Raw genomic sequence first — 23,775 nt, 5'->3', positions numbered from 1 at the left:
ATCGATCTGAAATCAATCTCGAGTGTTCGATATATAGCACTTGTACGGAACCACTTCTCACAAGGCCGACGGGCCGGCCATCCAGACATGCAGCGATGTCCGGGGTGACTACAGCGGCACCGGCCTGCGGTGCGACGAGCATCCCTTCGCCTCCGCCGAGGAACGCGGAACGGACGGCCTCCGGTACTCGGGCAGACTCATCGACAGACCGGAAAAATGAGGAAGGCGGGCGGCACCTGAACAGTACGTACACGGCAAATCGCATAGTCGCCGGTAACGCCTTCCACGTCACCGGAGTTCCGTAGTACGGGAGACGCCCGCGGCCGTGGCGCTCATAGCGGAGTTTCGCACCACTGCACAACCGGACCGCGGCATCGTCGAGGTCTATGACGCCGACGCTTACGAAGCTGACTGTGAGGCGGCTGCCAAGGCCCGTTCCGAGGTGGTCGCCGGCAACGGTTACCACCTGTGCCTCCGCACTCTGCAGCCAGACCTGCGCATCGAGATCGCTGTCCGTATCTGGGACGGTCCTTCAGGATCCTCCTGCGGACTCCGAGGGCCGCACGAGTCCGCTCGGTCCGGTACTGCTACAAGTGAATCGGGTCGGGACCAAGAAGCCTGAATCCAGCATGTCCGCCGGATACCGCGTCATCGCCTTCAGTCGGCGTCAGCCCTTCAGGACGATGACCATGTCTAAGAGCGCGTCTCACGTGGCGGGTTGGGTCAGCTTCTTGTAGCAGGTCAGTGCGGCTGCGAGTCCGAGGAAGCCGAGAAAGTGCGAGCCCTTCCGCTCGTACCGGACGGTGAGGCGGCGGTAGCCGAAGAGCCAGGAGATCGACCGTTCGATCTTCCAGCGGTGCCGGCCAAGTCGCTCGCTGGACTCGATGCCCGGGCGGGCGATGCGCGGGACGATGCCGCGGCTGCGCAGCCACCTCAGGTGCTCGGTGGAGTGGTAGGCCTTGTCCGCGCGGAGCTTGCCGGGTCGGCGTCGGCGCGGCCCACGCCGCGACCGGATCGCGGGTATGCCCAGGACCAGCGGCAGCAGAGCCTGGCTGTCATGGACGTTCGCCCCGGACACACCCAGCGCCAGGGGTAATCCCTGGGCGTCGGACAGGACGTGCAGCTTGCTGCCCTTCTTGCCCCGGTCGACCGGATTGCGCCCGGTCAGCGATCCCCCCTTTTCGCGCGCACCGAGGCCGCATCCACGATCGCCGAGGTCCAGTCCACTTCACCGCGGGCACCGAGTTCGTCCAGGACCGCCCGGTGCAACCGTCTCCAGAGCCCAGCCTCGGTCCAGGCGGAGAACCGGCGGTGCGCCGTAGCGGGAGACACCTCGAATGTCTCGGGAAGATGCCGCCATGCGCACCCGCTGGTCAGCACGTACACCACAGCGGTGAACACGGCCCGCTCGTCGCACGGGGCGGTCCCACCGCCCTGCGGACGTGACGCGAAAGGCGGAAGCAACGGAGCAACCAGTGCCCAGAGTTCGTCAGGAACCAACCGCTGTGACAGACCGACACCCATGGCCAGGCATCATGCCGCATCCAACTCACGCCACGTGAGACGCGCTCTAAGGCAGTAGAGGCCATCCTCGGTGAACTTCAGGGTCGTTTCCCTGTCACTCCGACCGACCGCCAATCCCCGGCGCCCAGGCTGCGGGACGCTCTTCATCGGCTGCAAGCCGTTCGGGCAGTGCGCGTTGCCGTCCGTGCGGGTCAGACCGCCGATCCGCGATCACCAGCCCACTGCGCACTCGCATGCCCTGTGCAGAGTCGAAAGAGTGGCTCCTGTCCGTGGGAGTCCTCTGGGACTTTCCTGGGAATTCCGGCCGCATCAGCCAGTACGAGCCTGAAACCACTGAAAGGGCATTCATACAGGTCAACGACTTGCGACGGCCAGACATCACAGGTCACAGCCTTGGCAGGCCTCTCCCGCGACATCTGACGGGCGGATGCCGCCGCGCCTCTCCCCGACCCGCTGCCCAACGGGTCGGGGAGAGGCGCGGCGGCGTCTCCGGTTCCTCTCAGGGACTTTGAGCCTTGGGACTTCCCTCGAGCTTGCGGCGGGCTACGAGTCACGCTCCAGGGAACCAGCCGTGGCCGCGGCTGGGCGAAGATCGCGTCGATAGCGGTGCCGCCTCGTGCACGGGTACGGGTACGGGTACGGGGGCAGGAAGCGGGAGCGCTTCCGCGGCGTGGACCCGCGGCCGGAGTGCCCCGGCCGGCGTGCCGGGGCGCGCGATCGGGTGGAGGCTACGCTCTGACCGCCCGAGGGGTCCGCGCCCCCTCGCCCACCGGCACGGAACCGGCGGCAGGCCCCCGCCGCCGCCCTCGCCCTCGCCCCCGTCCCCGTCCCCGTCCCGGAACGGACCGCGTCACGCACGGACGGCCCGGCATGGCGAAGGCCCGCCGGCAGGGCGGCGCATCACGCACCAGCGGTCCCGGCGCCACCGGCACCCTCCGGTCACATGGGGATCTCGAAGTGCACCGTGGCCACACCCGGTCCGTGTTCGCCGGTGCTGCGGGCGTCGAAGACCTCTTTCGCGACACTGCGCCAGAAGGCGTCCGTCCCCTCGATGTCCACGTTGGTGTGCAGGTAGACGCGTTCGTAGCCGGGGGTACTCGCGATGAAGGCGCGGGCGGTGTCGACCAGCGTGCCGGCGAGCCCTCGGCGCCGGTGTTCGGGCCGCACATAGACCCGGACGAGTTGGGCGGTGGTGACGGACGGATAGCTTTCGGCCAACCAGCGTGGATGCGGGGGGTGGTTGGGCCCCTGCGACCGCACGCCCGTCGTGGCGACCACCTCGCCGTCGTGGAGGGCCACGAGCAGAAGGTGCCGTGGATCGTCGAGATACGTGCCCTCGATGTCCACCACGTCCCGGTGCCACCGGGGTACGTATCCGTATCCGAACTCGTTGTAGAGGGTGTCGAGCATGACGCGGCGCGCGCCGTCCACGTCCGCCGGTGTAGCGGGCCGCACCGTGTATCCGCGAGGTGTGGTCTGACTCATGGGGGGCTTCCTTCCGTATCGTGGCTCCATGCTAGTTACATGAAAACGACTGTCACAATCGTTAGCGTGTCGCGACTCCCCGAGGCAGCCAGGACCCGACGCGCACAAGGACCTCGCCGCACCCGGTGAAGGGCGCCGCGCGAGTGGTCGCCGCCGAGGACGCAGGGACCGGCGGCGGCCGGAGCCGGACCGGGCGGCGCACGCCCGCGACGGGTGCGGCGCGGCGGCTCCGGAAGCCGGCGACCGGCACGGGCGGCGCACCGGGACCGCCGAGCAGGGTGCGGCGGCACCGACGGCGGCACCGCGGCCGCGGGTGGGCACCCTCCGCGGTCGGGCCGACCGACCGCCCCAGGCCGACCGGCCCGGCCGGCGCCACCCGGTGGACGTCCGTCACGCCGCACCCGGGAGCGGGAGCGGGAGCCGCGCCGTCGGCCCAAGCGCGCCTCCGGGCGGACCCGGATCCTGCTGACAATGAAAATGATTACCTATACCGTGTTCTCGGCGCAGCGGGGTCCGCCTCGTCGCGGATGCTCCGCTCGGCCTGTCGTGTCATGTGAACGCACCGCACGAAAAGGGGAACTGTGGCTCATCTGCTGGTGGTCGAGAGCTGGGTCGGTTCGATGAGCAGGCTGCTGCCGCGGGCGATCCGGGAGAGCGGGCACGAGTTCACCTTCCTCACCCGCGATCTGCACCACTACCTGCGTTCGGCGCCCGAGGGCGCGGCACATCCGTTGCTCGGGGCGCGCAACGTGATCACCACGGACACCAACGACACACAGACCCTGCTTCCTGAAGTCGAGCGGCTGCACTCGGTGTTCGGGTTCGACGGGGTGATCACGTCCTGCGACTACTACCTGTCCACGGCGGCGCGAATAGCCGGGACGCTCGGCCTGCCCGGATCGAGCCCCGAGGCGGTGGAGAACGCCTGCCGCAAGGACGCCGCTCGCCGGGTCCTCGCCGACGCGGGAGTGCCCGGGCCGCGCTTCGCCGTGCACGGGGAATGGGCCGACATCGCGCGGGCGGCGCGGGAGATCGGCTACCCGCTCGTGGTCAAGCCCGTCGACCTGTGCGCAGGCATGTACGTGAGGCGGGTGGACGACGAGGAGCAGCTCACCACCGCCGTGAGGGCGCTGGCCGACTTTCCGCTCAACGCACGCGGGCAGCGGCGGGCGCCCGTCGTGCTGCTCGAGGAGCTGATGGACGGCCCGGAAGTGAGCGTCGAGACCGTCTCGCACGCGGGCGCGGTCCAGGTGATCGGCGTGACCGACAAGAGCGTCGGCGGGGCGCCCGCGTTCATCGAGACCGGCCACATGTTCCCTGCCGCACTGCCGGCCGCGGACGCCGAGGCCGCCGAGCTGACCGCGCTCGGCGCACTCAAGGCGCTGGGGCTGACCGAAGGCGTCGTGGCGCACACCGAGATCAAGCTCACCTCCGCCGGACCGCGCGTGGTCGAGGTCAACCCCCGCCCTGCCGGGAACCGCATCACCGAGCTGGTCCGCCATGTCACCGGCATCGATCTGGCCGCGGTCTTCGTAGACGTCGCCCTGGGCCGCGCACCCGACCTGCGGCGCACGGACACCGGTCTGCGCAGCGCCGCCATAGGCTTCCTCGTCCCGCAGGCCGCGGGCACGCTCGAGGCCCTGGACGGCGACGCGTTGCGGGACGGGCCCGGGGTGCTGGAGGTGCAGCTCGCCGAGCCCGGCAGGCCGGTGAAGATCGCGGACAGCAACAACGAGTACCTCGGGCACGTCATGGCGGGCGACGCCGAGGGGCCGGGCGCACGCGAGCGGGTCGAGGCGATACTCGGCGGGCTGCGGTCCCGGCCGGTGATCCGATGACCCCCGCCGCCTCGGCGTCCACGCGCGCGGCGACGTACGACGCGCTCGTGGCCCGGGCCCGCGCCGGCCGGCTCGGTCCTGATCCGGCCGCCCTCCGGATCGCCGTGGCCTTCACCACCCGGCAGGCAGTACGGCACGACGGGCGCGGGACGGGATACCGCAACGAGGTGCTCAGCCTGCGCCTGGCCGAGGCCGTCGGGAGTTGCGCGGTCGAGCCGGGCGCCCTGCCCGACAGTGCGGTCGAGGACTGCGTCGGCGCGGACGTCGCCCGGCTGCTGGCGCATCCGCTGCTGCCGGTGCGGGTGGCCGCGCTCGACGCCTACCTCATGCACGTCACCCCGCACACCCCGGACAACGGCGCCCGGCCCGTGCGGCTGCCGGCCGGAACCTCGCTGCAGAAGTCCCGGGCCCGCGCCCGGGCGGTGGCCGAGCTGCTGGACCTTCCGCGAGGAGCGACGGTGCTCGTGGTCGGTGTCGTCAACTCACTGCTGGAGACGCTGCGTTCGCGGGGGTTGGCATACGTTCCGTGCGACCTCAAGGGCGGGGTCACGGAGTGGGGCGAGACCGTCGCCACGGACGCCTCGGCCGAGGTCGGCCGGTGTGACGCGCTGCTCGTGTCCGGGATGACGCTCGGCAACGGGACGTTCGAGCCGCTGCGGGAGCACGCGCTCCGGCACGGCAAGCAGCTCGTGATGTTCGCCCAGACCGGCAGCGCCGTGCTGCCCCGGTTCCTGGGGCACGGGGTGAGTGCCGTGTGTGCGGAGCCGTACCCCTTCTTCTGGCTGGACGGCGGCCCCGGAACCGTCCACCACTACCGCGCCGACGGTCCGGGGGGCGCCTGGTGACCCCGACCGCCGCGACCTCCGTACGCCCCGCCGCCCGCCCGGAGCTGCTCGCCCTGCTCGGACGTACGCCCGTCGCACGCATCACCGCAGGTCTGCCGAGGCCGCATCCCGGATTCTGGGCCAAACTCGAGGGGCTGGCCGCGGGGGGCATGAAAGCCCGGGCCGCGGTGTCCATGCTGATGGGCGCCCGGGAACGCGGCGAACTGCGGCCCGGCGCCCCGGTGGTGGAGTCCACCTCCGGGACGCTCGGCGTCGGGCTCGCCTTCGCCGGCCAGGCCCTCGGCCACCCCGTCGTGCTGGTGGCCGACAGTGAACTGGAGCCTTCGATGCGCCAGTTACTGCGCTCTCACGGAGTGCGGCTGGAGATGGTGGACCGGCCCGCGCCCCAGGGCGGCTGGCAGGCCGCGCGGCTCGGCCGGCTGCGCGAACTGCTCGCCGTGCTGCCCGGCGCCTACTGGCCCGACCAGTACAACAACCCCGACAACAGCGCCGGTTACGCCTCGCTCGCCGCCGAACTCGCCGTCCAGCTCGACCACCTGGACATTCTGGTGTGCAGCGTCGGCACCGGCGGGCACAGCGCCGGCATCGTCGGCCCGCTGCGCCGCCACTGGCCCGCGCTGCGGCTGATCGGAGTCGACTCCACCGGCTCCACGATCTTCGGCCAGCCCGCCCGGCCGAGGCTGATGCGCGGCCTGGGCAGCAGCATCCACCCGCGCAACGTCGCCTACGACGCCTTCGACGAGGTCCACTGGGTCGGCCCGGCCGAGGCCGTGGACAGCTGCCGCCGCCTGGCCCGCGCCAGCTTCGTCAGCGGTGGCTGGAGCACCGGGGCCGCCGCCCGCGTCGCCGCCTGGGCCGCCCGCGTCCACCCCGGAGCCGTCGTCGCCGCCGTCTTCCCCGACGGCCCGCACCGCTACCTCGGCACCGTCTACGACGACGACTTCACGGCCGGCCACGGCCTCGACCCGGCCGCGGCGGCCACCCGGCCCGTGGAGATACCGCACCCGCGCGCGGCCGAGGCAGCGGGGTGGGTGCGGTGCGCGCGCGTCACCGACCCGCTGAAGGCCGCCCCCTCTTCGGAAGGCAAGCCGTGAGGGCCGGCCGGCGCACCGTGCGCCTCGACCTCACCGAACCGCTGCGCATCTCCCGCTCCACCATGACCACCCGCGACGCCGTGTGGCTGACCATCGAACACGAAGGTGCCACCGGGCACGGTGAGGCTGTCACCAGCGTCTACTACCGCCTCGACGCCAAGACCCTGGACGGGCTCCTCGCTGCCGCCGGTGCGGACCTCGCGCGCTTCCCCGATCCCGAGACCGCCCTGGAGGCCCTGCGGGCGGACGAGCCGACCGGTGACGGCACTCCCCCGGCCGTGACGGCCGCCGTCGAGTCGGCGCTGCTCGACCTCGTCGGCAAGCGCGCGGGCAGTCCCGTGCACCGGCTCCTCGGCGCCGCGGAGCCCCCTCTCGTCGCGACCGCCCGCACCATCGGCATCACGTCCCTCACACACACGGCGGAGCAGGCCCGCCGGCTCGCGGCGAGCGGCTTCGAGGTGATCAAGGTCAAGGCGGGGGCGCCCGATCCGGAGGACGACGTGGAGCGCGTCCGCGTCGTCCGCGACGCCGCGCCCCGGGCCCGGCTGCTCCTCGACCCCAACGGTGCCTGGACCGCGGCCCGGGCCGAGGCCCTGCTGCCCCGGTTCGCCGACCTCGGCGTCGAGGCCGTGGAACAGCCCCTCGCCCCCGGCGATCCCGAAGCGCTGGGCGCGCTGGCCCAACGCTCGCCGCTGCCGGTCATCGCGGACGAGGACGCCGTGGACCTGGAGGACGTGCGCCGGCTGGCCGGACGCGTTCAGGGCGTCAACGTCAAGCTCGCCAAGTGCGGAGGGGTGCACGCGGCCCTGCGCATCGCCGAGTCGATCGACGGCAGCGGCACGGAGCTGATGCTCGGCTGCCTGACCGCCAGCAGTCTCGGCCTCGCGCCCGCCGTCCACCTCGCCGACCGGGCCCGCTGGGCCGACCTCGACGGGCACCTCCTGCTCGCCCACGACCCATGGACCGGAATCGGCGGCGAGGACGGCCGCGTAGGGGCGAGCGGTCTGCCCGGCCTGGGCGTCGCGCCGCGGGAGGTGAACCGTGAGGACATGGCGTGAGATGAGGAGCTTCCCGCTCGCGGTCCGGCTCCTGCTGGTCAACCAACTCGGCGTGAACACCGGCTTCTACCTCCTCATCCCCTACCTGGCCACCCACCTCACCGAGAACCTGGGCATGTCCGCCGCCGTCGTCGGTGTCGTGCTCGGTGTGCGCAACCTCAGCCAGCAGGGCCTGTTCATCGTCGGCGGCTCGGCCTCGGACCGGCTCGGCGCACGGGGTGTGATCATCACCGGCTGCGCTCTGCGCACGGTGGGGTTCGCGCTGTTCGCGCTCGGCGACAACCTGGCCGTCCTGCTCGGGGCGTCCGTCCTCAGCGGCTTCGCCGGGGCGCTGTTCAACCCCGCCGTACGCGCCTACCTCGCCCAGGAGGCCGACGGGCGCAGGGCCGAGGCGTTCGCCCTGTTCAACGTCTTCGCCACCACCGGGGCGCTGATCGGGCCGCTGCTGGGCAGCGCGCTGCTGCTCGTGGACTTCCGCACGTCGGCCCTGACCGCCGCCGGGATCTTCGCGGTCCTCACCGTGGCTCAGGCCCTCGCCCTGCCCGCCCGGCGGGTCGAACCGAGCCAGGGCACGATACTCGCCGACTGGCGCGAGGTCCTCGGCAACCGCGCCTTCGTCGCCTTCGCACTCGCCATGGTCGGCATGTTCACCCTGGAGAACCAGCTCTACCTGCTGCTGCCCGACGGGGCGCGGCAGGCCACCGGCTGGGACGGCGCGGCCGGTCTCGTCTTCCTCGTCGGCACCCTCGCCAGCCTCACCCTTCAGCTGCGCCTCACCCGGGCCCTCAAGGAGCGGGGGACCAGGTCACGCTGGATCGCCACGGGGCTCGGCCTGATGGCACTGGCGTTCCTGCCGCCCGCGCTGGTGGCCGGTGGCTCCGGCGGACCGTACGGGACGGTGGACGCGGTGCTGCGCGCCCTGCCCGTGCTGGCGGGCGCCCTGCTGCTCTACCTCGGCCTGATGATCGCCCAGCCGTTCGTCATGGAGCTGATCCCCGGCTTCGGCCGCCCCGAGCTGACCGGCTCCCACTTCGGAATCTTCTACGTCGTCTCGGGTTTCGCCGCCGCAGCCGGCAACGGCGTCGTGGGCTGGGCCATGGACACCGGGGAGCAGCACGACGCCGGCTGGCTGCCGTGGGCGTGCTGCGCGCTGTTCGGGCTCGCGTCCGCACTGGGCGTGGCCTGGCTGCGCCGGCTGGGCTCGCTGCCGACGCCGCCGAAGCCCGCCGTATCCGCGACCGCCAGTGGAAGGAAACCGAGTTGACCTCGACACCGACGGCGAGTGCGCACAACCTGCTCACGGACAACCCCGAACTGTACGAGACCCGCTTCCCCGACCCCGACCGGCTGGCCGGACGCTGGGCCGAGGACTGCCTGCGGCGGCACGCGGCGGGCCCGCGCGTGCTGGACATGGGCTGCGGTACCGGCCGGGACGCCGCACACCTGCACCGCGCCGGCCGTACGGTGACCGGCGCCGACCTCTCCCCGGCGATGCTCGCGCACGCCCGCACCCACCATCCCGGGCCCGACTACGTGCACGCCGACCTGCGCGGGTTCGATCTCGGGCGGGACGCCTTCGACGCCGTGGTCTGCCTGGACAGCGCCCTGCTGTACTGCCACACCAACGAGCAGCTCGACGCCTTCCTGTCCTCCTGCCGCCGTGCGCTGGCCCCTGGCGGACTCCTCGTCGCGGAGATGCGCAACGGCGCCTACTTCCTGGGCCGCACCGACCTGCTCGACACGCCCAGGGCCGACGGGTTCGTCCGGCAGGGCACGGCCTACCGGTCCACCACCACCCTCACCGTCGACCGTACGGCGCAGCTGCTGCGCCGCACCCGCGTGTGGACCGCGGACGACGGGACGGAGCCGGTCGAGCAACGCTCCGCGTGGCGGCTGCTGTTCCCGCTGGAGGCGGTGCACCTCCTGGCCGCGCAGGGCTTCGAGACCCTCGAACTCCACGACGGTCCCGGCCCGCGGACCGAACCGCCGTGGCGGGAGGGCCTGCTTCCCGGCCGTACCACCGACGCCGACCGGCTGCACGTGGTGGCCCGTTCGACCCGGCCCTGCTGACCGGGCCCGTCCACACACCCCGACGCCCGCAGCCCCACTCCGCAAGCCGCACATCCACACACCCCGAGGAAACACGCATGCACGACGAAACCACCCGCCGTCCCCCCTCCCCGGAACACTCCCAGGACCATTCCCGGGACCGCTTCCCGGACAGCTCCCCCGACCACTTCCCGGACAGCTCCCCCGACCGCTTCCCGGGCCTGCGCCGCCGCGGCTTCCTCTCCGCCACCGGTGCAGCCTCCCTCGGCGCACTCGTCCTCGCCGGATGCGGCGGCTCGGACTCCGGGGCCGGCAGCGGCGGGAGCAAGGGCGACGGCACACCGAAGCGGGGCGGCCGCCTGCGCGCCGCGTTCGCGGGCGGCGGCGCCAGCGAGACCCTCGACCCGCATCTGGCAAACCTCTTCGCCGACGTCGCCCGCGCCAAGGCGCTCTTCGACAAACTCGCCGACTACGGCGCCGACCTGTCCGCCCGGCCCCGTCTCGCCGAGAAGTGGGAGTCCAACAGGACCCTGGACCGGTGGCAGGTCACCCTGCGCGAAGCCGCCTTCCACGACGGCAGGCCGGTCACCGCGAAGGACGTCCTCCACAGCTACCGCCGCATCGCCGACCCGAAGCGGGCGTTCAGGGCCAAGGCGTCCCTGGAACCGATCGACCTCAAGGCCAGCCGTGCCACCGGCGAACGGTCGGTCGAGTTCGTCCTCAAACGCCCGACGGCCGAGTTCCCCAACATCCTCGCCGCGTTCGGCGCGTACATCGTGCCCGAGAACGCAAACGAGTTCGACAGGAACCCGATCGGATCGGGCCCGTTCCGGTTCGTGTCGTTCACACCCGGCCGCTCGGCGGTCTTCAGCCGCAACGGCGACTACTGGGAGGGCGCCCCGCACCTCGACGAGATCGAGTTCGTCGTGGCCAACGAGGAGTCCGCCCGTGTCAACGCCCTCGTCGGCGGGCAGGTCGAGTACGCCCACGAACTCAACCCCGCCACCGCCCGCGCCCACGAGGGCAAGGGCCGGATCGAGATCGTGCGACTGCGGGGCAGCTCCATGCAGGGGTTCTGCATGAAGACCGACCGGGCGCCCTTCGACGACAAGCGGGTGCGCCAGGCGTTCTTCCTCATCGCCGACCGCCGGGAACTCGTCGACGGTGCCCTGTCCGGCGCCGGGGAGACCGGCAACGACCTATTCGGCAAGGGCTACGAGTACTACCCGGACGGCCTTCCCCAGCGAGAGCAGGACCTCGACAGGGCCCGCGCCCTGCTCAAGCAGGCAGGCGCCGAGAACCTCAGGGTCGCCCTCGACACCTCGGCCGTCGCCGCCGGATTCACCGAAGCCGCCAGCATCTTCCGCGACCAGGCGAAGAAGGCGGGCGTCACCGTCGACGTCAGGATGGGCAGCAAGGACTCCTACTGGGCAGACATCCTCGACAACGGCACCCTGTGCTGCTACCGCTCCGGAGCCATGCCCATCGAAGCCCACATCTCCCAGCGCCTGCTCACCGGCTCCACCACCAACGCCACCAAGTGGCGGCACAAGGACTTCGACGCCCTGTACCAGCAGGCCCAGTCCACCCCGGACAGGACCGACCGCGCCGCCGTCTACGAGCGCATGCAGCGCCGCCTGTACTCCGAGGGCGGCTTCCTGATCTGGGGCTTCGCGGACTGGATCATCGGAACGGCGAAGACCGTCAACGGGGTCGACACCGAGGCACCCGCCAACACCCTCGACTGGGCCCGCTTCGACAAGGTGTGGCTCGCGTGAGCGGATTCCGCTCCTTCGTCACCCGGCGGCTGCTCCTCGGCGTCGCGCAGACCGCGGCCGTGGTGCTGCTGGTCTTCGCGCTGACCGAGGCGCTGCCGGGTGACGCCGCGGTCGCCCTGGCCGGGGACCAGCCCGACCCCGCCCGCATCGAGGCCATCCGCGAGGCCATGGAGCTGGACCGGCCCGCGGTGGAGCGGCTGGCCGACTGGGCGGCGGGCCTGCTGCACGGCGACTTCGGCACCTCCCTGGCCTCCGGCCGCCCGGTGAGCCAGTACATCGCCGACGGTTTCGGCCCCACCCTTGTGCTGGCCGCGCTCACCGCGGCCCTGCTCGTCCCCGCCGGGTTCGGCCTCGGCGTGCTGGCCGCCCGCCACGAGGGGCGCCTGGTGGACCGGCTGGTCAGCTCGATGACGCTCGTCGTCTACGCGGTGCCCGAGTTCGCCCTCGGCGTGCTGCTGGTGACCGTCCTCGCCATCCGGCTGGGCTGGCTGCCGCCGACCGCGGTCGGATACGGCACCGACCTGCTCGCCCACCCGGCGGCACTCGTCCTGCCCGTCCTCGTCCTGCTCTCCCGGCCCGTGTGCTCCCTGGCGCGCCTGGTACGCGCCGGCATGATCGACGCGCTCGCCTCCCCGTACGTGGCACAGGCGCGCCGCTACGGCGTCTCCGGCGCCCGTGTGCGCTACACGCACGCGCTTCCCAACGCCCTCGCCCCCGCCGCCCAGCAACTCGCCCGAACCATCGACTGGCTGCTGGGCGGCGTGATCGTCGTGGAGGCGCTGTACGTGATCCCCGGACTCGGCACCGTCCTGCTCAACGCCGTCGCCGAACGCGACGTACCCGTCGTCCAGGGCCTCGCCGTCGTCTTCGGCGCCCTGACCGTCATCCTCAACCTGGGCGCGGACCTGGTCACCCACCGCCTCGCGCCCCGGGCGGGGGTGGCCGCGTGAAGGGCTCGCGCACGGGCCGCTTCGCCCTCGGCACCGGAGTCGTCGCGGTGCCCCTCGTCCTGGCCCTCCTCGGCCCCGAGTTCGCCGGCGACCCCGGTCCACGGGCCGCATCCTTCGTGCTGGGCGACGGCCACCGGCTCGGCACCGACTTCGTCGGCCGGGACGTCTGGCACCAGGTACTGCACGGCGGCCGCCCGGTCGTGCTGACCGCCCTCACCGCGACCGCCCTCGCCTACCTCGTGGCCCTGCCCGTCGGTCTGTTCAGCGCGCTCACCCACCGCCGCCTGCTGGAGGAACTGCTGATGCGGCCCCTGGACGTGCTGCTCGCCGTCCCTTCGCTGCTGCTGATCCTGCTGGCGGCGACCGTGTTCTCCCCCGGCGCCGTGGGGCTGGCCCTGCTGGTCGCGGTCGTCAACGTGCCCGACGCGACCCGCCTCGTGCGCGCCGCCGCCACCGAGGCCGCCGCCCGCCCCGCGGTCGAGGCACTGCGCATGCAGGGCGAGACATGGTGGCGCATGGCCGTCGGCTACGTCGGCCGTTCCATGCTGCGCACCCTGGCCGCCGACGCCGGCACCCGGCTGACCGGCGTGCTGTACCTCGTCGCCACGGCCGCCTTCCTCGGCGTCGGCGTGGCACCCGACGCCGCTGACTGGGCGGTCATGGTCGACCGCAACCGCACCGGCCTGTTCGTCCAGCCGTGGGCCGTCGTCGTCCCCGCCCTGCTGATCGTGGGCCTGACGACGGGCACGAACCTCCTCTTCGACGCCGCGCTCCACAAGGGCGGCGGACGGCTCGCCCCCGCCCGCGCCGCCGCGAGCCGAACCCTCCGGAGCCGGGCGGAGAAGGAGGCACGTCCGTGAACCACGAGCAGGAGGCCACCACCGCGGACCCGGTAGCCGAGATCCGCGACCTGCGCGTCGAGATCGGCGGCAGGGCGATCGTCGACGGCGTCAGTCTCCAGGCCCTGCCCGGCAGGGTCACCGCACTGGTCGGCGCCTCCGGCAGCGGCAAGACCACCACCGGCCTCGCCCTGCTCGGGGAGTACCCGCCCGGCGCCCGGGTCACCGGGGACGTACGCCTGACGGCCGACGGCCTGGCCGGCTACATCCCCCAGCACCCGGCGGCCGTCCTCAATCCGGCCCGTTCGATCTCCGCGCTGCTGACCGACATCGCCCGCGCCCAGGTCCGCCACCTCTCGCCGGGGCAGCGCCGGGCGGCGGCCCGCGAACGCGTCCTGCGGGCCCTCGCCGAAGCCCAGCTCCCGGACGCCGAGTCCCTGCTGCGGCGCTACCCCCACCAGCTCTCCGGAGGCCAGCAGCAACGCGTCGTGCTCGCCCAGGCCCTGCTGCTCGGCGCCCGCGTGGTCGTCGCCGACGAGCCCACCACCGGCCAGGACGCCCTGACCAAGAGCCGCATCGTCGAGCAGCTGGCGGCGGTCGCGGCCCGCGGCATCGCGGTCGTCCTGCTCAGTCACGACCTGGACGTGGCGCGCGCACTCGCCGACGACGTGGTCGTCATGCGGGCGGGCCGGGTCGTGGAGGCGGGCCCGGCGCCACGCGTCTGGCCCGCGCCCCGGCACGAGTGGACCCGCGCACTGCTGGGTGAGCAGCCGAGGTCCCCGGAACCGGACCGCGCGAGCGGCACCGGGCCGCCCGTCCTGCAGGTCCGCGACCTCACCGCCCGCCACCGCGCCGGCGCGCGCGGCCGGACCGTGGTGCTGCGCACCCCCCGCCTCGACCTGTACCCGGGCGAGTGCCTGGCCGTCGTCGGCCGCTCCGGCAGCGGCAAGACGACCCTCGCCCGGTGCCTCGCCGGCCTCCACCGCGACCACGACGCGGAGATCCTCCTCGACGGCACACCGCTGCCCCGCAGTCTGCGCGACCGCAGCCGCCCGCATCTCGCAGCCGTGCAGTACGTCTTCCAGGACGCGCGCGCCGCCTTCGACGAACACCGCCCCGTGCTCCACCAGGTCGCCCGCACCGCGATCCGCCTGCGCGGCGCCGACCGGGACACCGCGACACGGGAAGCCCGAGACACCCTGAGCCGCCTCGGACTTCCGGCGGACCTCGTCCTTCGGCTCCCCGGACAGCTCTCGGGCGGCGAACTCCAGCGCGCCGCCCTCGCCCGTTCGCTGCTCGCCCACCCTCGCGTCCTCATCTGCGACGAGATCACGTCCGGCCTGGACACCATCACCCGCCGGGGCATCCTCGACATCCTCACGGCACTGGTCCGCGACCGCGACGACCTGTCCCTGGTACTGATCACCCACGATCTGGGCACCGCGGCCCTGGCCCACCGCATCGCCGTCCTGGACGGCGGCGAAATCGTCGAGCAGAACACCGCCCAGCGCATCCTGACCGTCCCGGAACACCCGTTCACCGTCTCGCTCATGGAAACCACGGCACGTCTGGCGGCCGGCCCGGGCACCCGGCCGGACGGTGGCGGGACTTCCGCGGGAGCGGCGGAGCGTTCGGCGCGGGGCCCTGAGCCGCTCCTGCGCCCGGCACGCCCGCCGAACGCCGCCTCGCCGGCCCCTCGGCCGACGCCGGCCCCTCACCACGACGATCATGTCGAAGGCAGCAGAGGACTGCCCCGGTGACCACCACCACCGCATGCCCGTCACTCCGGCCGATCCCCGCAACCCCGGGTCACGCGCCCGGCTCACACGGACCGCCCGCGCCCCGGCGCCCGGGCTGCGGGAGCGAGCCGATCCCCGCCACCCGGGACCGCAGCACGCCTCCGCCCGCCGTGGCCGGGACAGGGCGTCTCGCCCGGTCGGCTTCGATGGGGCGGCGCATCCGGGGAACGGGCGGTCGGACGGACCGGCCGGGCGTGGCGGCCGGGAACGCGTGGAGGCCGCATACGCGTGGAGGCCGACCATGCATGGAGGCCGCATACGCCTGGAGGCCGACCATGCGTGGAAGCCGGGTATGTCAGCTCCCCTGCCGCTGCCGTCGGGGGTGGCGCGGCCGCCGGTGGGCCCACCGGTCGGGATCGTCCCCGGGTGCCGCCCGGTCCCGCCCTCCGTGCACGGCCGCCGCCTCGTAGGTCGTGTGCCGGAGCGGCGAGGAGTCGGGGCCTGGCCTTTCCGGGCGAGCCCGCCGAGCGGTGGCGCGAGGACGAACACCGGCACGCCGGTGATGAACACCCGCCGCCGGCCGAGGAGGTCGCCCCTCCGGCCGTGATCAGTGGTCAGTGGTCACTGATCAGTGGTCAGTGGTCAGTGGTCAGTGGTCAGTGGTCAGTGGTCAGGGCAGTACGGCGATTCCGTCGAGTTCGACGAGGGCCTCCTCGTCCCAGAGGCGCACGGCGCCGATGACCGCCATGGCGGGGTAGTCGCGGCCGGCGAGCCGGTGCCAGACCCGGCCGAGTTCGGCGGTGTGGCGGCGGTAGTCGGCGACGTCGGTGGCGTACACGGTGACGCGGGCGAGGTCGTGGGAGGTGCCGCCGGCCGCGGCGAGGGCGGCGAGCAGGTTGGCGAGGGCGGTCTCGAACTGTTCGACGAGGCCGTCGCCGACGACCTTGCCGGCGGTGTCGAGTGCGGTCTGGCCGGCCAGGAAGATGACGCGGGAGCCGGTGGCGGCGACGGCGTGGGAGAAGCCCCCGGCGGGTGACAGCCCGGGCGGGTTGATGCGTTCGAGGCTCATCGGGGGGTCTCCTCGGTGCGGATGCCGGCGGACAGCTCCTTGGCGATGATGCCGCGCTGGACCTCGCTGGCGCCTTCGTAGATGCGCGGGGCGCGCACCTCCCGGTAGAGGTGCTCGAGGAGGTGGCCGCGCTGGAGTGCGCGTGCGCCGTGCAGTTGTACCGCGGTGTCGACGACGTACTGGGCGGTCTCGGTCGCGAACAGTTTGGCCATGGCGGAGCGGAGCCGCACGTCGGGGGCGCCGGCGTCGTGGGCGCAGGCCGCGGCGTGGACGAGGAGCCTGGCGGCCTCGGTGCGGGTGGCCATCTCGGCCGTCTGGTGGGAGACGGCCTGGAGGTCCCTGAGGGGGCCGCCGAAGGCGTGGCGGTGTGCGGTGTGGTCGAGGGTGGCGTCGAGGGCGGCCTGGGCCATGCCGACGGCGAAGGCGCCGACGCTGGGCCGGAAGAGGTTGAGGGTGTCCATGGCGACGCGGAAGCCGTCGCCGGGCCGTCCGACGACGTCGTCGGGGGTGACGGGGACGCGGTCGAAGGCGAGGGCGCCGATCGGGTGCGGGGAGAGCATGTCGAGGGGCCGGCCGGTGAGGCCGGGTCGGTCGGCGGGGACGAGGAAGGCGGTGATGCCGCGGGCCCCGGGGGCTTCGCCCGTGCGGGCGAAGACGGTGCAGAAGTCCGCCTCGGGGGCGTTGGAGATCCAGAGCTTCTCACCGGTGAGCCGCCAGCCGGGGCCGTCGGGTGCCGGGGCGGCGTGGAGGGTGAGCGCGGCGGCGTCGGAACCCGCGCCGGGCTCGCTGAGGGCGAAGGCGGCGACGGTGCGGCCGGCGATGACGCCGGGGAGCCAGCGGTCGCGCTGGGCGGGGGTGCCGGACCGGTGCAGCGGGTGGGCGCCGAGTCCCTGGAGGGCGAGGGCGGTCTCGGCTTCGGTGCAGCCGTGGGCGAGGGATTCGCGCATCAGGCAGAGGTCGAGCGCTCCTGCGCTGAACAGCCGCTCCAGGAGGCCGAGTTCGCCGAGTGCGGAAAGGAGTGGGCGGTTGACGCGGCCGGGTTCGCCCTTCTCCGCGAGGGGGCGCAGTCGCTGCGCGGCGAGGCCGCGCAGTTCGGCGCACCAGGCGGTCTGTGCCGGTTCGAGAGAGAATGCGGGCATCCGGTTCCCCACTTCCTGCGGCCGGGGTACGGGGCGGGCGGCGGCGCCGCGCGGCGGCCCCCGAAGCAGATTATCGCGAACCGTTGACTGTCGTCACCATCACGCTACGCTCGATGCGCGACCCCACCACGACAGGGGGCGGAATGGTGCTGACACCCTCGGCCGGCCCGGAGCCGACACCTTCGGCTCATCACGACACCTTCGCGCGGGACCGCCTGCCGCCGCCCGAGCAGTGGCCGCGGCTGCTGTTCGAGCTGCCGGAACTGCGCTATCCGCAGCGGCTCAACTGCGGCGCGGAACTGCTGGACACCACGATCGAACGGCACGGGGGCGACCGTGCCGCGTTCCGCGACGGGAACGGCGCCGTCTGGACGTACGCGGAGCTGCGTGACCGGGTCGACCGGATCGCGCACGTGCTGACCGGCGCACTCGGGGTGGTGCCCGGGAACCGGGTGCTGCTGCGCGGTCCGACGACCCCGTGGCTGGCCGCGTGCTGGCTCGCGGTGATGAAGGCGGGCGGGGTGGCGGTGACGGTCCTCGCCCAGCAACGGGCCCGGGAACTGGCGGTCATGTGCGACATCGCACAGGTGACGCATGCGCTGTGCGACTTCCGCTCGCTGGACGGTCTGGTGGAGGCGGAGGTGCCGGGGCTGCGGGTCACGGCGTTCGGCGGGGACGGGCCCGGCGACCTGCTGCGGCTGGCGGCGGACGCGCCGGGTGTGTACCGGGCGGTGGAGACGGCGGCGGACGACGTGGCGCTGATCGCGTTCACGAGCGGCACGACGGGCCGGCCGAAGGGCTGCATGCACTTCCACCGGGACGTGCTGGCGGTGGCCGACACGTTCTCCGCACGGGTGCTGCGGCCCACCCCGGACGACGTGTTCGCGGGCAGCCCGCCGCTCGGCTTCACCTTCGGTCTGGGCGGTCTGGTGGTGTTCCCGCTGCGGGCCGGGGCGTCGGCGCTGCTGCTGGAGCGGGCGGGGCCGGGGCAGTTGCTGCCGGCCATCGCGGAGCACCGGGTGTCGGTGCTGTTCACCGCGCCGACGGCGTACCGGGTGATGCTGGACGGTGTCGCCGGCCATGACGTCTCCTCGCTGCGGCGCTGTGTGTCGGCCGGGGAGAACCTGCCGGCCGCGACCTGGGAGGCGTGGCGGGAGCGGACGGGGCTGCGGATCATCAACGGCATCGGGGCGACCGAGCTGCTGCACATCTTCATCTCGGCGGCGGACGGGGACATCCGGCCGGGGACGACGGGGATCCCGGTCCCGGGCTGGGAGGCCCGGGTGGTGGACGGCGGTTCCGGGGAACCGGTGCCGGACGGCGAGCCGGGGCTGCTGGCGGTACGGGGGCCGGTCGGCTGCCGCTATCTGTCGGATCCGCGGCAGGGCGGGTACGTGCGGGACGGCTGGAACCTCACGGGCGACACCTACGTACGGGAGCCGGACGGATGGTTCCGCTATGTGGCCCGCGCCGACGACATGATCATTTCGGCGGGTTACAACGTCGCGGGCCCCGAGGTGGAGGACGCACTGCTGGCGCATCCGGACGTCGTGGAGGCCGCGGTGGTGGGCCGGGCCGACGAGCTGCGGGGCCGGATAGTGGCGGCCTACGTCGTGCTGCGGGACGGTGCCGCGCGGGACGAGGCGCAGGCCGAGACGCTGCGGGAGTTCGTGAGGACGCGGCTGGTGCCGTACAAGTGCCCGCGGGCGATCGTCTTCATGGACGCGTTGCCGCGTACGCCGACGGGGAAGCTGCAGCGGTTCCGGTTGCGGGGCCTAGAGTGATCACGTGGCCGAGCAGCACACTCCCCGTTCCCTGATCGTCACCCTGTACGGCGCGTACGGACGCGAGACGGCGGGGCCGTTCGCGGTGGCCGAGCTGATCCGGCTGCTGGGGGCGCTGGGGGTGGACGCCCCGTCGGTGCGTTCCTCGGTGTCGCGGCTGAAGCGGCGGGGGCTGCTCGTCGCGCGGCGGACGGCGGCCGGGGCGGCGGGCTACGCCCTGTCGGCCGATGCCCGGCAGCTGCTGGACGACGGCGACGAGCGGATCTTCGGCCACCGCGCGGCGCCGCTGTCGGACGGGTGGGTGCTCGCGGTGTTCTCGGTGCCGGAGGCGGAGCGGCACAAGCGGCATCTGCTGCGGTCGCGTCTCGGCAGGCTGGGTTTCGGCACGGCTGCGCCGGGGGTGTGGATCGCTCCGGCGCGCTTCCACGAGGAGACGCGTCACACGCTGCGGCGGCTCCAGCTGGATCCCTACGTGGATCTGTTCCGGGGCGATCACCTGGGGTTCGCGGCGACGGCCGAGGCGGTGGGGCGCTGGTGGGACCTGGCGGGAGTGGCCAAGCAGCACGAGGAGTTCCTGGATGTGCACGGCCCGGTGCTGCGGGCGTGGCAGACGCGCGGGGCGACGCCGGCCGAGGAGGCGTACCGGGACTACCTGCTGGCGCTGGACTCGTGGCGGCGGCTGCCGTACGCGGATCCGGGGCTGCCCGCGGAGCTGCTGCCGGCAGACTGGCCGGGCGGGCGTTCGGCGGCCGTGTTCCGCGGGCTGCACCGGCGGCTGCGGGACCCGGGGGCGCGGTACGTCCGGCCCGACGCCGGCTGAGCGGCGGGTACGGACGCCGGTCTCCCCGGCGCCCGGGCCCGCTGGGTCACGGCCGGGGCGCCGGCGACTGCGCCCCCTCGCGGAGACCGGTGAGGCCGAGGCGCGGCCTGGGCGCGTCGGTGCGGCCGGTAGGGGGTGTCCGGCTGCCGGCGCGGTAGGGCGCGGGCCAGGGCGCGGCAGTGCCCGCGTAGTTCTGCTCGGCGGCCGCGTGGAGCGTCCAGTGGGGGTCGTAGAGGTGGGGCCTGGCCAGGGCGCACAGGTCGGTGCGGCCGGCCAGGAGGAGGGAGTTGACGTCGTCCCAGGAGGAGATCGCGCCGACGGCGATGACGGGGACGCGGAGGGCGTTGCGGACGCGGTCGGCGTAGGGGGTCTGGTAGGAGCGGCCGTACTCGGGGCGTTCACCGGGGACGACCTGGCCGGTGGACACGTCGATGGCGTCGGCGCCGTGGGCGGCGAAGGCGCGGGCGATCTCGACGGCGTCGTCGGCCGTGGTGCCGCCGGCGGCCCAGTCGGTGGCGGAGATCCGGACGGTCATGGGCCGTTCGCCTGGCCACACGGCCCGGACGGCGTCGAAGACTTCCAGCGGGTAGCGGAGGCGGTTGGCGAGGCTGCCTCCGTAGGCGTCGGTGCGGTGGTTGGTGAGCGGGGAGAGGAAGCCGGAGAGGAGGTAGCCGTGGGCGCAGTGGAGTTCGAGCAGGTCGAAGCCGCTGTCGGCGGCACGGCGGGCGGCGGCGGCGAACTGGTCGCGGACGACGGTGAGTCCGGCGCGGTCGAGTTGGTGGGGTGTCTGGTTGACACCGGGCCGGTACGGCAGGGGTGAGGCGGCGACGAGGGGCCAGTTGCCGTCGGGCAGGGGCTGGTCGATGCCTTCCCACATCAGCCGGGTGGATCCCTTGCGGCCGGAGTGGCCGAGCTGGACGCCGATGGCGGTGCCGGGGGCCTGGCTGTGGACGAAGTCGGTGACACGGCGCCATGCGGTGGCGTGGGCGTCGGTGTAGAGGCCGGCGCAGCCGGGGGTGATGCGGCCCTGGGCGCTGACGCAGACCATCTCGGTCATGACGAGTCCGGCGCCGCCGAGGGCGCGGGCGCCGAGGTGGACGAGGTGGAAGTCGCCGGGGTCGCCGTCGGTGGCGGAGTACATGTCCATGGGCGAGACGACGACGCGGTTGCGCAGGGTCAGCCCGCGCAGCCGCAGGGGCGTGAACATGGGCGGGGTGCCCGGCGGGCAGCCGAAGTCGTCCTCGACGGTGCGGGTGAAGGCGGGGTCGCGCAGCCTGAGGTTGCCGTGGGTGACGCGCCGGCTGCGGGTGAGCAGGTTGAAGGCGAACTGGCGGGGCGGTTGGCCGAGGTAGGCGCGGACGTCCTCGAACCAGCGGAGGCTGGCGGCGGCCGCGCGCTGGGTGGATTCGACGACGGGGCGGCGTTCGGCCTCGTATGCGGTGAGGGCCTCGGGGAGGGTGGCGTGTTCCCCGACGCAGGCGGCGAGGGCGAGGGCGTCCTCGACGGCGAGTTTGGTGCCGGAGCCGATGGAGAAGTGGGCGGTGTGCGCGGCGTCGCCGAGGAGGACGGTGTTGCCGTGGGACCAGTGCGCGTTGACGACGGTGCGGAAGGCGGTCCAGGCGGAGTTGTTCCCCCGCAGGGGGCGTCCGCCGAGGGCTTCGGCGAAGATCTCGGCGCAGCGATCCGCGGACTGCCGCTCGTCGCAGGCGTCCAGTCCGGCGGCGTGCCAGACCTCTTCGCGCATCTCGACGATGACGGTGGAGGCGCCGGTCGGACCCGGCTCGCCGGAGGGTCCGGCCGGCGGGTGGGGGCCGGGTGCGGGCCGTTCGAAGGGGTAGCCGTGGAGCTGCATGACGCCGTGCTCGGTCTCGGCGATCTCGAAGCGGAAGGCGTCGAAGGCGAAGTCGGCGGCGAGCCAGATGTAGCGGCAGCGGTGGGTGGTGACGCGGGGGCGGAAGGCGTCGGCGTGCGCGGTTCGGGTGGTGCTGTTGACTCCGTCGGCGGCGATGACGAGGTCGTGGCGGCCGGCGAGTTCGGCCGCGGTGGGGGCCGGGGTGCGGAAGTGGATGCGTACGCCGAGTTCCGCGCAGCGCTCGTGGAGTATGCGCAGGAGGGTGCGGCGGCCGAGTGCGGCGAACCCGTGTCCGCCGGAGGTGAGGGTGCGGCCGCCGCGGACGATGTCGATGTCGTCCCAGCGGACGAACACGCGCTGGAGTGCGCGGTGCACGGCGGGGTCGGCGTGCTCGATGCCGCCGAGGGTCTCGTCGGAGAGGACCACGCCGAAGCCGAAGGTGTCGTCCGGCGCGTTGCGCTCCCAGACCGTGATGTCGCGTGCGGGGTCGAGGCGTTTGAGGAGCACGGCGGCGTAGAGGCCGCCGGGACCGCCGCCGATGACGGCGATCCGCAGGGGCGCGTTCCGGCGGGGTGGCGCACCGGGGAGCGGGGTGGCGCGCGGGGCGTCCCGGGTGGCGGGGGCACCGGAGGTGGCGGGGGCGTCCGGGGTGGTGTGGGCGCCGGGGGTGGCGGGGGTGGTGTGGGCACCGGAGGCATCCGGGGCGGCGGGGGCACCGGAGGCGGCGCGCGGGGCGTCCGGAGCGGCGGGGGCACCGGAGGTGGCGGAGTGCGGGGCTCCGGCAGCGCTGGTGCCGGAGCGGGGCGGGACGGTTCGGGGCGGGACGGTTCGGGGCGCGGCGCCCGGGGCCGGCGACGGGGTCATCGTCCGCGCCAGTTCGGGGCGCGCTTCTCGGTGAAGGCGGCGTGGAACTCGGCGTAGTCCTCACCGTTCATCAGCAGTGCCTGGGTGGCGGCGTCGAGTTCGACGGAGGCGGCGAGCGGCATGTCGAGTTCCGCGGTGAGCAGGGCCTTCGTCTGGGCGTGGGCGAGGGCCGGGCCGTCGGCGAGGCGGCGGGCGAGATCCGCGGCGGCCTTGCCGGCCTGCCCTTCCCCGGCGAGTTCGCTGATGAGCCCGATGCGTTCGGCCTCGGTGGCGCCGACGGGTTCACCGAGCATCAGCAGCCTGGTGGCGTGGCCGAGACCGACGACACGGGGCAGCAGGTAGGCGGCGCCCATGTCCCCGCCGGAGAGTCCGACCTTGGTGAAGAGGAAGGAGAACCGGGCGGTGGGGTCGGCGACGCGGAAGTCGGCGGCGAGGGCGATCACGGCCCCGGCTCCGGCGGCGACGCCGTGGACGGCGGCGATCACCGGGAAGGGGCATTCACGCAGGGCGCGTACGACCTGGCCGGTCATCCGGTTGAAGTCGAGGAGCTGGGCGGTGTCCATGGCGAGGGTGGCGCCGATGATGTCGTCGACGTCGCCGCCGGAGCAGAAGCCGCGGCCCTCGCCGGCGAGCACGAGGGCGCGTACGGAGCGTTCCCGGGAGAGTTCGGCGAGCAGATCACGCAGGTCGGCATAGGCGCCGAAGGTGAGCGCGTTGAGTTTCCCGGGGCGGTCGAGGGTGACGGTGGCAACGCCGTCGTGCCTGGTCAGGCGGATGTGGTGCCACCGCTCTGTGCGGGGTGCCGAGCTGGGAAAGGGGCTCATGGACGTGTGGCCTCCTTCGGCGGGGCGAGTCGTGCCCCGCGTCTGCCTGCCTCCCGAATTTATCACTCTTCCGTGACTTCCGTCATGAGTACGCGATACGGCGGGAGGTGCGCCGGCGGAGGTCCGGGCATGAGCGGAACGGGGTCCGCGGCCGGCCCGGACGGCCTCTGCCGGCCCCGCCGGGCGCGTCTCGTAAGGTGGGGGCCCGCAGCGGACGCGGTACC

General features: G+C 73.4%; 19 protein-coding genes. 13 read left to right on the top strand and 6 right to left on the bottom strand.

Features of this window, described 5'->3' with window-relative positions; all coding sequences use genetic code 11:
- Positions 1-40 precede the first annotated feature (40 nt).
- Positions 41-220 (top strand): NucA/NucB deoxyribonuclease domain-containing protein, encoded by a 180-nt coding sequence (locus DDQ41_RS33110; protein ID WP_373995407.1) that lies wholly within the window; start codon positions 41-43, stop codon positions 218-220.
- Between the two features lie 486 nt (positions 221-706).
- Here DDQ41_RS33110 and DDQ41_RS25900 read toward each other — a convergent pair.
- Together DDQ41_RS25900 and DDQ41_RS25895 are read right to left on the bottom strand one after the other, a co-directional pair.
- Positions 707-1,512 (bottom strand): IS5 family transposase gene (locus tag DDQ41_RS25900; protein WP_217364463.1). Its coding sequence is split into 2 segments (ribosomal slippage): positions 707-1,182 and positions 1,182-1,512, totalling 807 coding nucleotides; the frame shifts between segments, so codons are not numbered across the junction.
- Between the two features lie 951 nt (positions 1,513-2,463).
- The gene (locus tag DDQ41_RS25895) at positions 2,464-3,009 is read right to left on the bottom strand and encodes a GNAT family N-acetyltransferase (protein WP_109296617.1); all 546 of its coding nucleotides are present in this window, start codon (positions 3,007-3,009) and stop codon (positions 2,464-2,466) included.
- 581 nt (positions 3,010-3,590) lie between these two features.
- Between DDQ41_RS25895 and DDQ41_RS25885 the strand changes: the two genes are divergently transcribed.
- The 10 genes from DDQ41_RS25885 (at position 3,591) to DDQ41_RS25840 (ending at position 15,220) form a co-directional block, all read left to right on the top strand.
- On the top strand, positions 3,591-4,847 hold the full coding sequence (locus tag DDQ41_RS25885) for an ATP-grasp domain-containing protein (RefSeq protein ID WP_174720325.1): 1,257 nt from the start codon (positions 3,591-3,593) through the stop codon (positions 4,845-4,847).
- Complete coding sequence (locus tag DDQ41_RS25880) at positions 4,844-5,692, top strand: Rossmann-like domain-containing protein (protein ID WP_109296615.1); 849 nt, start codon at positions 4,844-4,846, stop codon at positions 5,690-5,692. Before DDQ41_RS25885 ends, DDQ41_RS25880 begins: the two co-directional genes overlap by 4 nt.
- The gene (locus DDQ41_RS25875) at positions 5,689-6,786 is read left to right on the top strand and encodes a pyridoxal-phosphate dependent enzyme (protein WP_109296614.1); all 1,098 of its coding nucleotides are present in this window, start codon (positions 5,689-5,691) and stop codon (positions 6,784-6,786) included. The genes DDQ41_RS25880 and DDQ41_RS25875 overlap by 4 nt, the downstream gene beginning before the upstream one ends.
- Positions 6,783-7,844 (top strand): mandelate racemase/muconate lactonizing enzyme family protein, encoded by a 1,062-nt coding sequence (locus DDQ41_RS25870; RefSeq protein WP_109296613.1) that lies wholly within the window; start codon positions 6,783-6,785, stop codon positions 7,842-7,844. Before DDQ41_RS25875 ends, DDQ41_RS25870 begins: the two co-directional genes overlap by 4 nt.
- A complete protein-coding gene (locus DDQ41_RS25865) occupies positions 7,828-9,108 on the top strand; it encodes an MFS transporter (protein WP_109296612.1) in 1,281 nt (426 codons plus the stop codon). Before DDQ41_RS25870 ends, DDQ41_RS25865 begins: the two co-directional genes overlap by 17 nt.
- Complete coding sequence (locus tag DDQ41_RS25860; protein WP_109296611.1) at positions 9,105-9,914, top strand: class I SAM-dependent DNA methyltransferase; 810 nt, start codon at positions 9,105-9,107, stop codon at positions 9,912-9,914. Before DDQ41_RS25865 ends, DDQ41_RS25860 begins: the two co-directional genes overlap by 4 nt.
- A gap of 77 nt (positions 9,915-9,991) precedes the next feature.
- On the top strand, positions 9,992-11,671 hold the full coding sequence (locus DDQ41_RS25855) for an ABC transporter substrate-binding protein (protein ID WP_109296610.1): 1,680 nt from the start codon (positions 9,992-9,994) through the stop codon (positions 11,669-11,671).
- Complete coding sequence (locus DDQ41_RS25850; protein ID WP_109296609.1) at positions 11,668-12,621, top strand: ABC transporter permease; 954 nt, start codon at positions 11,668-11,670, stop codon at positions 12,619-12,621. Before DDQ41_RS25855 ends, DDQ41_RS25850 begins: the two co-directional genes overlap by 4 nt.
- Entirely contained in the window at positions 12,618-13,481 is an 864-nt protein-coding gene (locus tag DDQ41_RS25845) for an ABC transporter permease (protein WP_109296608.1), read from the top strand. Before DDQ41_RS25850 ends, DDQ41_RS25845 begins: the two co-directional genes overlap by 4 nt.
- Positions 13,478-15,220 (top strand): ABC transporter ATP-binding protein, encoded by a 1,743-nt coding sequence (locus tag DDQ41_RS25840; RefSeq protein WP_109296607.1) that lies wholly within the window; start codon positions 13,478-13,480, stop codon positions 15,218-15,220. The genes DDQ41_RS25845 and DDQ41_RS25840 overlap by 4 nt, the downstream gene beginning before the upstream one ends.
- A 649-nt stretch (positions 15,221-15,869) precedes the next feature.
- On the opposite strand, the gene DDQ41_RS25835 is transcribed toward DDQ41_RS25840, so the two are convergent.
- Together DDQ41_RS25835 and DDQ41_RS25830 are read right to left on the bottom strand one after the other, a co-directional pair.
- Positions 15,870-16,268 (bottom strand): RidA family protein, encoded by a 399-nt coding sequence (locus tag DDQ41_RS25835; RefSeq protein ID WP_109296606.1) that lies wholly within the window; start codon positions 16,266-16,268, stop codon positions 15,870-15,872.
- A complete protein-coding gene (locus DDQ41_RS25830) occupies positions 16,265-17,407 on the bottom strand; it encodes an acyl-CoA dehydrogenase family protein (protein WP_109296605.1) in 1,143 nt (380 codons plus the stop codon). Before DDQ41_RS25830 ends, DDQ41_RS25835 begins: the two co-directional genes overlap by 4 nt.
- 143 nt (positions 17,408-17,550) lie before the next feature.
- Between DDQ41_RS25830 and DDQ41_RS25825 the strand changes: the two genes are divergently transcribed.
- Both DDQ41_RS25825 and DDQ41_RS25820 read left to right on the top strand, forming a co-directional pair.
- Positions 17,551-19,191 (top strand): AMP-binding protein, encoded by a 1,641-nt coding sequence (locus DDQ41_RS25825; protein ID WP_109296604.1) that lies wholly within the window; start codon positions 17,551-17,553, stop codon positions 19,189-19,191.
- Between the two features lie 4 nt (positions 19,192-19,195).
- Positions 19,196-20,011 carry a PaaX family transcriptional regulator gene (locus DDQ41_RS25820; RefSeq protein WP_109296603.1) on the top strand — a complete coding sequence of 272 codons (816 nt, stop codon included), beginning with the start codon at positions 19,196-19,198 and terminating at the stop codon, positions 20,009-20,011.
- Between the two features lie 46 nt (positions 20,012-20,057).
- Here DDQ41_RS25820 and DDQ41_RS25815 read toward each other — a convergent pair whose 3' ends face one another.
- Together DDQ41_RS25815 and DDQ41_RS25810 are read right to left on the bottom strand one after the other, a co-directional pair.
- The gene (locus tag DDQ41_RS25815) at positions 20,058-22,727 is read right to left on the bottom strand and encodes a bifunctional salicylyl-CoA 5-hydroxylase/oxidoreductase (RefSeq protein ID WP_262508574.1); all 2,670 of its coding nucleotides are present in this window, start codon (positions 22,725-22,727) and stop codon (positions 20,058-20,060) included.
- Complete coding sequence (locus tag DDQ41_RS25810) at positions 22,724-23,551, bottom strand: enoyl-CoA hydratase family protein (protein WP_109296602.1); 828 nt, start codon at positions 23,549-23,551, stop codon at positions 22,724-22,726. Before DDQ41_RS25810 ends, DDQ41_RS25815 begins: the two co-directional genes overlap by 4 nt.
- Between the last annotated feature and the right edge of the window lie 224 nt (positions 23,552-23,775).

Origin of the sequence: Streptomyces spongiicola (genome assembly GCF_003122365.1) — a bacterium.
Lineage (GTDB): Bacteria > Actinomycetota > Actinomycetes > Streptomycetales > Streptomycetaceae > Streptomyces > Streptomyces spongiicola.
Note: the sequence above shows the minus strand (reverse complement) of the source record. Positions and strands in the feature narration are given on the sequence as shown.